The organism is Albimonas sp., assembly GCF_055129145.1.
In genome coordinates this window covers 22055-31232 of sequence record NZ_JBSRTQ010000035.1, presented here as the reverse complement: position 1 = coordinate 31232, position 9178 = coordinate 22055, and the positions used below count along the sequence as shown (strand labels likewise).

General features: G+C 70.4%; 8 protein-coding genes. All 8 read right to left on the bottom strand.

Annotated elements, in window-relative coordinates; all coding sequences use genetic code 11:
* Positions 1-97: 97 nt before the first annotated feature.
* Complete coding sequence (locus tag ACTB72_RS08140) at positions 98-946, bottom strand: universal stress protein (protein WP_463036487.1); 849 nt, start codon at positions 944-946, stop codon at positions 98-100.
* Positions 947-985: 39 nt separating this feature from the next.
* Positions 986-2470: a SulP family inorganic anion transporter gene (locus ACTB72_RS08135; RefSeq protein ID WP_463036486.1), complete on the bottom strand. Its 1485-nt coding sequence runs from the start codon at positions 2468-2470 to the stop codon at positions 986-988.
* 476 nt (positions 2471-2946) lie between these two features.
* Positions 2947-3105: an RSP_7527 family protein gene (locus ACTB72_RS08130; protein WP_463036485.1), complete on the bottom strand. Its 159-nt coding sequence runs from the start codon at positions 3103-3105 to the stop codon at positions 2947-2949.
* A 306-nt stretch (positions 3106-3411) separates the two neighbouring features.
* Complete coding sequence (locus ACTB72_RS08125) at positions 3412-3927, bottom strand: sarcosine oxidase subunit gamma (protein ID WP_463036484.1); 516 nt, start codon at positions 3925-3927, stop codon at positions 3412-3414.
* Between the two features lie 37 nt (positions 3928-3964).
* Complete coding sequence (locus tag ACTB72_RS08120; protein ID WP_463036483.1) at positions 3965-6973, bottom strand: sarcosine oxidase subunit alpha family protein; 3009 nt, start codon at positions 6971-6973, stop codon at positions 3965-3967.
* Positions 6973-7308, bottom strand: a complete 336-nt coding sequence (locus ACTB72_RS08115; protein WP_463036482.1) for a sarcosine oxidase subunit delta — start codon at positions 7306-7308, stop codon at positions 6973-6975. Before ACTB72_RS08115 ends, ACTB72_RS08120 begins: the two co-directional genes overlap by 1 nt.
* Before the next feature lie 114 nt (positions 7309-7422).
* On the bottom strand, positions 7423-7599 hold the full coding sequence (locus tag ACTB72_RS08110) for a hypothetical protein (protein WP_463036481.1): 177 nt from the start codon (positions 7597-7599) through the stop codon (positions 7423-7425).
* 121 nt (positions 7600-7720) lie between these two features.
* Positions 7721-8965, bottom strand: a complete 1245-nt coding sequence (locus tag ACTB72_RS08105) for a sarcosine oxidase subunit beta family protein (RefSeq protein WP_463036480.1) — start codon at positions 8963-8965, stop codon at positions 7721-7723.
* Positions 8966-9178: the final 213 nt, after the last annotated feature.

Genomic DNA, 9178 nt, shown 5'->3' with positions numbered 1-9178 from the left:
GCACCCGCCCTGCCGGGACGGCTCCGCAAGCGCCCCCAGCCCAGCGCCGCGCGGGCGCACCGGGGCCGCCGGCGCGACGGTCGGCGCGCGGCCTCCCTCAACGAAAGAGGAACACCGGAATCCGGCAGCTCCGCAGCAGCTCCTCGGTGGTCGAGCCGAGGATCATCGAGCGTATCCTGGAATGCCCGTAGGCGCCCATCACCATCAGGTCGGCGCCCCAGCGCTCCGCCTCGTCGGCCACCGCTTCGGCGGGCGAGCCGGTCAGCACCGCCGTCTCCGCCTCGATCCCCGCGCCGGCGAGCATCGCCCGCGCGCCATCCAGGCCCCGCCGCATCTCGGGCGTGTCCCCGCCCGCGCGCACCAGACGAAACCGCAAGCCCTGCGCCGTGGGGCTGCGCGACATGTGATCGACCGCCTTCAGGCAGCTCGGCCCCCCGTCGAAGGCGACCAGCACCTTGCCGATCGCCTTGAACGCCCGGCTCGCCACGAAGACCGGCCGGTCCGCCACCCGCGCCACCCGCTCGAGGTTCGATCCCAGATGCGGCTTGGCGAAATCCGAGGCCTCGCCCCGCTTGCCGATCACCACCATGTCGGCGTCGGCCGCGGCGGCGGACATCTCCTCCACCAGGTCGCCGATGCGCAGGCGGGTGGTCACATCCGCCACCCCGGTCTTGCGCAGGATCGCCTCGGCGTCCTCCAGGATCGCCCGGCCCCGCGCCTGCCCCAGCCGCGACATGCGCGCGTCCAGATCCGCCAGCTCCTCCAGCAGCGCGGTGCGCGCGCCCAGCGCCAGCGCCCCGCTCAGGTCCGCGGTCCCCGGCGACCGGCGCCCCATCACATGCAGCACCTCCACCGACCGGCCCGAGCGCGTCGCGAGCCAGGCCGCATGTTCGCAGACCGAGCGCGAATAGTCCGACCCGTCCACCAGCGCGATCAGCTTGCCCATGTCTCTCTCCCCGGCGCTTCGGCCGTGTTGTTGCGCGCTTCAGTGCCCCGCCGGCGCGTCCATCGCGCCGGGCTTGTCGTGCATCGCCAGCTTGTCGACGATGGTCTCGGAGGCCGCGTTGAGCCCGATTAAGTCGACCTCGGCCCCCTCGCGGCGGAATTTCAGCACCACCATGTCGAGCGCCGCCACCGAGGAGATGTCCCAGATATGCGCCCGGCTCACGTCGAGGGTGACCCGGTCCAGCGCCTCGCGGAAGTCGAAGGATTTCGAGAAGACGTCGGCCGAGGCGAAGAACACCTGCCCCTCGACCACATAGGTCCGATGCCGCCCGTCGGCCGACAGCTCCGAGCGCACGCCGAAGATCTGCGAGATCTTGGCGGCGAAGAAGATCCCCGACAGCAGCACGCCGACCAGCACCCCGATGGCGAGATTATGGGTCCACACCACGCAGATCACCGTCGCCAGCATCACGATGGAGGAGGACCGCGGATGGGTGCGCAGCGCCTTGATCGACGACCACGAGAACGTGCCGATCGACACCATGATCATGATCGCCACCAGCGCCGCCATCGGGATCCGCCCCACCCAGTCGCCGAGCACGACGATCATGAACAGCAGGAACACGCCGGCGAAGAAGCAGGACAGCCGCCCGCGTCCGCCGGATTTCACGTTGATCATCGACTGGCCGATCATCGCGCAGCCGGCCATGCCGCCGATGAAGCCGGTGCAGAAATTGGCGATGCCCTGGCCGATGCACTCGCGGTTCTTGTCGGAGGGGGTGTCGGTCAGCTCGTCGACCAGCGAGGCGGTCATCAGGCTTTCCAGCAGCCCCACCGCCGCCACCGCCGCCGAATAGGGCAGGATGATCTGCAATGTCTCGAAGGTCAGCGGAATGTCGGGCAGCAGGAAAACCGGAAAGCTGTCGGGCAGCGCGCCCATGTCGGATACGGTGCGCAGGTCGAAGCCGAAGCCCAGCGAGACCGAGGTCAGCACCAGGATGCAGACCAGCGGCGACGGGATCGCCCTGGTCACATAGGGGAAGAGGTAGATGATGCCGAGGCCTGCCGCGACCATCGCATAGGTCAGGTAGGGGACGCCGATCAGTTCGGGCAGCTGCGCCATGAAGATCAGGATGGCGAGCGCGTTGACGAAGCCGGTCATCACCGATCGCGACACGAAGCGCATCAGGTTTCCCAGCCGCGCGTAGCCGGCCCCGATCTGCAGCACGCCGGCGAGCACGGTCGCGGCGAGCAGGTATTCCAGCCCGTGATCGCGCACCAAGGTCACCATCAGCACCGCCGTCGCCGCGGTCGCGGCCGAGATCATCCCCGGCCGCCCCCCGCAGATCGCGGTCAGCACCGCGATGGAGAAGGAGGCGTAGAGCCCGACCTTGGGGTCGACGCCGGCGATGATCGAAAAGGCGATGGCCTCGGGGATCAGCGCCAGGGCCACGACGAGCCCGGCGAGCAGATCGCCGCGCGGATTGCGCAGCCATTCCTCGCGATAGGCGGACAGGTTGAACATGGGGCCTCCAGGGGGTCTGCGGGCGCGATCGCGAGAATGGCCGCGGGATCGGGCGCGCGGGATCCGGCGGGCCGACCCGCAGGCGATGGCGCCCCGCGACGGGGCGGGCGGGATGACGAAGCGTCCCGGAATTCACTTTCGGTTCTGGCGGAAACCCTGTTGCAACGCAACAGAAGCGGCCGGCGCATTTCGCCCGGGAAACCGCGCGGCATTGACGCTGCGCAGCGCAGACCGGGGGGCGCAGAGCAGACCGGGAGGCGCCGGGCGGATCGGAACGCCGGACAAAGAAAAACCCCGCTCGGAGGGAGGACCGAGCGGGGTTTCAGATCCTGCCGCCAACACCCAGGGAGGAGTGCGTTCGGCGGCGGTCTATCGGACATCGTCAGGAGGGAGGGCCCTTCGACATCCGTCATTCCAAGGCTCTACGGGGAGGGAGGGCCCCTGAAGCCATGGAAAGCTCGTGGCGGCGCCTGCCTTCAGGCGGCGCGGCCGGTGGCGCCATGGCCGCCGGAGAACAGGTTGCGGACGCGGGTCGAAAGCCCGGTCAGAATGTTGCGCAGGGTCTCGGCGCGCATGCGGCGGGCCTCGAGATCGATGCGGGCCATGTCGAGGCGGTCGTGGTTGGCGTAGGTCATCTGTCTTCTCCTGGTTCGCCGCCTCGCGCCTCGCGTCGGTCGTCCCGTGGCCATTGGCCTTTCCCGGGTCCGGTCGGCGGTCGCGTCGGGTGCGGCTCGTCTCGTTCCGTTGAGAAGATAATGAGGTTCCCTGATGGTTTTGTGCAGTGCATCAATTTCGAAAGCTGCTCTGCGCACAGCGCATGGCTCGCGCTTAGTCGTGCGCTCAGCGGCGCCCTTGAAATGGCCAAGGCTCTGATGACGCAGCGTCAAGGCCTTTCTTAATCTTTACGATGAGTAAATAGTGTTGTCCGAATCGATTTCGGCTCAGATGCGGGCGAACACCCCGGGCAGCGTGCCCGGCGCGCCGGCGAGGTCGAGCCAGGCCGCCATGTGCCCTTCGAGCGAGCGGAAGCAGACCAGCTCGAACGACTCGGGCGCTTCAGCCACCTGCCCGCCCACCTGCCAGAACGCCGCCGCGACCTGACCGAGCCGCGTGCGCCGGAAGTCGCCGGGGCCGAAATGATCCGGGTGCAGGTCGACCGGCGCGGCCTTGGCCAGCACCTCGCGCGCGCCGGGCCCCTCCAGCCGGTAGAGGGCGCGGGCGTCGGAGAGGTCGACCGCCATCGCGAAACCCTCCCCGAAGCCCTTTCGCAGGGCGGCGAGGGTCGTGGGGACCTCCGCCGCCGGGAGGAACAGCAGCAGCTCGTCCGGGCTCATCCAGGCGAGTCTTCGGTCGCCCTCGGTCTCGATCCGCCGGATCGCAGGAATGTTCACACCCGCGGCGGCCTCCACCGCGCCGGTCAGCGCGGCATTGAAAAGATCCAGGCGCAGACCGATCATGCCTCGGCCTTCGACCCGCGCCCATCGCATCGCCCGCTCAGCCATTCTGCCGCTCCCCGTCCGGATCGAAGAACACCGGCGACACGATCTTCGCCGGGATCGGCGGGGCGGCGCCGTTGGACATTTTCACGATCTCGCCCATCCGCTCCGGCCCCCGCTCGATCAACGCCATGGCGATGGAGCGCCCAAGCGTCGGCGACCAGTAGGTCGAGGTCGCATGCCCGACGGTGCGCGCCCGGCCGTCGGCGTGGATCCCCTCCAGCGCATGGGCGCCGTCTGGGATGACGACCGACGGGTCCTCGCTCGCCAGCCCTACCAGCCGCAGGCGGTCGGGGCGGGTCAGGTCCGACCGCTCCATCCCCCGCTTGCCGATGAAATCCGCCTTCTTCCTGGACACCGCCCAGCCGAGGCCGAGATCGAGCGGCGTCACGGTCCCGTCGGTCTCGTCGCCGATCATGATGAACCCCTTTTCGGCGCGCAGCACATGCATCGCCTCGGTGCCGTAGGGGGTGATGCCATGGGCCGCGCCGGCCTTCGCCACCGCGGTCCACATCGCGAGCCCCTGCCCCGCAGGAACCGCGATCTCGAAACTCAGCTCGCCGGAGAAGCTGATCCTGTAGACCCGGGCGGCAATGCCGGCGAGCTCCCCCTCGGCCCAGCCGAGGAAGGGCAGCGCCTGGCCGTCGACCGCCATGCCGCCGAGCCGCTCCAGCACATCCCGCGCTTTCGGCCCGGCGACGGCGATCTGGGCGTATTGCTCGGTCAGGTTGGCGACGTGGACCTTCAGGTCGAACCACTCGGTCTGCAGCCATTCCTCCATCCAGCCATGCACGCGGTCGGCGCCGCCGGTGGTGGTGTGGACGAGGAACGAATCCTCCGACAGCCGCGCCGCCACGCCGTCGTCGAACAGGAACCCTTGTTCGGTGCACATCAGCCCGTAGCGGCATTTGCCGGGTTTCAGCGTCGACATCAGGTTGGTGTAGAGCAGGTCGAGGAATTTCGCGGCGTCCGGCCCCTTCACCAGCAGCTTTCCCAGGGTCGAGGCGTCCATCATGCCGACGCCGTCGCGGACCGCGCGGATTTCGCGGGTCACGGCGTCCGTCACCGTCTCGTCCGGGCGAAGATAGGCGTAGGGCCGCCGCCAGTCGGCCACCGGCTCCCAATGCGCGCCGTTGCGGGCGTGCCAGGGGTCCATCGGCGTCTTGCGGGTCGGCTTGAAGAGGGGGCCGCGGGCCTCGCCGGCGAGCGCGCCGAGGGTGAGCGGCGTGTAGGGCGGGCGGAACGTGGTCGTCCCGACCTCCGGGATCGCGGCGCCGCGCGCTTCGGCCAGGATCGCGAGCCCGGCGATGTTCGAGGTCTTGCCCTGGTCCGTCGCCATGCCGAGCGTGGTGTAGCGCTTGGCGTGCTCGACGCTCTCGTAGCCCTCCCGCGCCGCGAGTTGCACGTCCGCGACCTTCACGTCGTTCTGGAAATCCAGGAACGCCTTTTCGGCGAGCTTCGGCGGCATTTTGGAGGGCGAGGTCCAGACGGGGCGCATGGCCTCCTCCGCCTCCGCCTTCGCCACGGGAAGGGGCGCGGAAGACGTCCCAGCCCCCGCCTCCGCCGCCGCCCGGCGCCCGGCCGCGTCGGCGTCCTCCATCGCGGCGCCGGCGCGCAGGCGCCCCGCGGCGGTCCCGGCGGCGATCACGAAACCCGTCCCGTCATGGGACAGCGGCGGGCGGTCGGGGTCGGGGGCGAACAACGCGTCGGCCTCGTCCCAGATCAGCTTGCCGCCGCAATGGCTCCACAGATGCACCACCGGCGACCAGCCGCCCGACATCGCCACGCAATCGCAGGCGATCCGCTTCTCGCCCCGGCCGGTCCCGTCGATCCGCCCGATCTCGACGCCCGAGACCCGCATCCGGCCCAGCGCCCGAACCACCCCCATGCCGGCGCGGACCGGGATGCCGGCGGCCCGCGCCGCCTCCGCCAACGGCCCCGCCGGCGCATCGCGCGCATCGAGCACCGCCGGCACGTCCAGTCCCGCCGCCTTCAGCGCCAGCGCGGTGCGGTAGCCGTCGTCGTTGTTGGTGGCGACCACGGTCCGCTCGCCGCAGGCCACGCCCCAGAGGTCGAGATAGTCGCGCACGGCCCCCGCCAGCATCACGCCGGGCCGGTCATTGCCGGCGAAGGCGAGCGGACGCTCGATGGCCCCGGTCGCGGCGACGATCCGCGTGGCGCGCACTCGCCAAAGGCGTTCGCGAAGGCCGGAGGCGCCGACCGGGCGGGCCACCTGTTCCGACAACAGCGCGTAGCCGTGATCGTAGACCCCCGAGCCTTGCGTGTTGAGCCGCATCGTGACGTTGGCCATCGCCGCCAGCCGCGCCAGGGCGCCCGCCACCCAGTCCGCCGCGGGCGTCCCGTCGATCATCACCCCGTCGGTCGCCGCGCGCCCGCCCCAGGCGCCGGATTGCTCCACCAGAAGCACCCGCGCCCCGGTCTCGCCCGCCGCCAGCGCCGCGGCGAGGCCCGAGGTCCCGCCCCCCGCCACCAGCACGTCGACCGTCAGATAGAAGAACTCGTAGCGGTCCGGGTCCGGCCCGTCCGGCGCGCGGCCGAGCCCTGCGGCGTTGCGGATCACCGGCTCGAACAGATGCTTCCAGGCCCGGCGCGGATGGATGAAGGTCTTGTAGTAGAATCCCGCCGGGAACATCGGGGCGGCGAAGGCGTTCAGCTCGCCGATGTCGAGCTCCAGCGACGGCCAGTGGTTCTGGCTCGCGGCCTCCAGCCCCATGGTCAGCTTCTGGGTCGTGGCCCGCGTATTGGGCGCGGCCCCGGCGCCGGCGCCGATGGCGGCGAGGGCGTTGGGCTCCTCCGCCCCGCTCGCCACCGCGCCGCGCGGGCGGTGATATTTGAACGACCGGCCCATCAGCGCTTCGCCATTGGCCAGCAGGGCGGAGGCGAGCGTGTCGCCTTCGAACCCGGTCAGGGCGCGGCCGTTCCAGCGGAAGGGGAGGGGCCGGGCGCGGTCGATCAGCCGGCCGCGGTCAGGAAGGCGGCGGGCCATCAGGCGTCTCCCTTGGTCTTGGGTTCCCAGCCGGGGCGGCGGGCGCGGATGCGGTCGAGGATCGCGTCCGGCGGGTCGCCGACATCGGCCGGATAGGCGCCGAACACCTCCAGCGTCGCCGTGCAGCGCGCGAGATGGAACCACTTCCCGCAGCCGAACGCATGGCGCCACCGCTCGAAATGCACGCCCCTGGGGTTGGCCCGGTCGAACATGTAGGCTGAAAACGCCGCGTCCGACGCGCCCGGCCCGAAGCGCCTGAGATGCGCCTCGCCGCCGGGATGGAACTCGGTCTCCTCGGCGGAGACGCCGCAATGCGGGCAGGTCAGCAGCAGCATGACAGGGCTTTCGTGCGCACGAAAACAGCCCGCGACGCGGGGGATGCGTCGCAGGCTGCTAGGAAGATCGAAAGGGCATGTCCCGGGCGCGCGGCGCGCCGGCGGGAGGAGGCCTCAGCCGCCCTTGTTGACGTCCACGTCGGGCAGCTGGATGGTGACCGACGGCTCGTCCGAGGCGAAGGGCCCCACGCCCGCATAGGCGAGATAGCCGAGCGCGCAGACGGCGACCAGCAGCCCGCCCACCACGAATGACAGAACCGAATTGGACCCGTTGCCGTTGTTGACAGCCATGTCGCCTTCTCCTTGCGCTCGTTTTCGTTGACGCTGGAAGATGGCGCGCCGCCGGAGCCGATCAAAGATTGCGGCGCGAATACCTTGGTCCGGGCCGAATTGTGGCGAGCGGGCATGGCCATCAGTGGGCCACCGCCGCGGCGACGGATTCGTCGATCATCCGCCCCTCCCGGAACCGCTCCAGCCCGAAGGGCGCGGCCACCGGGTCGGCGCCGTTGGCCACCATCGCCGCCGTCGCCCAGCCCGAGCCCGGGATCGCCTTGAACCCGCCCGTCCCCCAGCCGCAGTTGATCCAGATCCCCGGAACCGGGGTCGCCCCGATGATCGGCGATCGGTCGCCGGTCATGTCCACGATCCCGCCCCATTGCCGCAGCATCCTGAGGCGGGAGATCACCGGAAACGTCTCCACCAGCGCGCGCACCGTCTCCTCGACATGCTGGAACGACCCGCGCTGGGTGTAGTTGTTGAACCCGTCCGCCCCGCCGCCGATGACCAGTTCGCCCTTGTCGGACTGCGAGAGGTAGCCGTGCACGGTGTTGGCCATCACCACGCAGTCGATCACCGGCTTGATCGGCTCGGAGACCAGCGCCTGCAGCGCCACCGACTCGACCGGCAGGCGGAACCCGGCCATGTCGGCCAGCACTCCGGAATGGCCCGCGACCACGATGCAGAGCTTTTTGGTGCGGATCGCCCCGCGGCTGGTCCGGACCCCGGCGACGCCGGAGGCGTCGCGGTCGATGCCGGTGACCTCGCAGTTCTGGAGAATATCCACGCCCAGCTCCGACGCCGCCCGCGCATAGCCCCAGGCGACCGCGTCATGGCGCGCCGTGCCGCCGCGGGCCTGCCAGAGGCCGCCCAGCACCGGGTATCGCGGCCCCTCGACATTCAGGATCGGCACGATCTGCGCGCAGCGCGCCGCGTCGACCATCTCGGTCTCGATGCCCTGGGCGCGGTTGGCATGGGCGGTCCGCTCATAGGCGCGGCGCTCATGCTCGGTCTGGGCCAGCATCAGCACCCCGCGGGGGCTGAACATGATGTTGAAGTTCAGCTCCTGGCTGAGGTTTTCGTAGAGCCCGCGGGCCAGCTCATAGATCCTGGCCGAGGGGTCGCGCAGGTAGTTCGAGCGGATGATGGTGGTGTTGCGCCCGGTGTTGCCGCCGCCGAGCCACCCCTTCTCCAATACCGCGACCCGCCGGATCCCGTGGTTCTTCGCGAGGTAATAGGCGGTGGCGAGCCCGTGGCCCCCGCCGCCGATCACCACCACGTCATACGCCGCCTTCGGCTCGGGCGAGGCCCAGGCCCGCTGCCAGTCCTGATGATGGCTGAACGCGTTGCGGGCCAGCGCGAAGACCGAGTAGCGGGCCATGGGTCGGATCTCCTGTCGCGGTTCGGACGCCGGCGGGCGCGGGGCGCCCCCCCGACCCTATCGCCCGGAGCGGCCCGGACAAGGCGCGCGAATGCGCCGTCCTGTCATGCGAACGCGACAGCGCGCCCGGCGGTCGCGGACGGACGGATATGGGCGCGGGGCGCGAAACGGGAATCTTCGCCTTGACGAATGCCATATGGCGCTTAATATAAA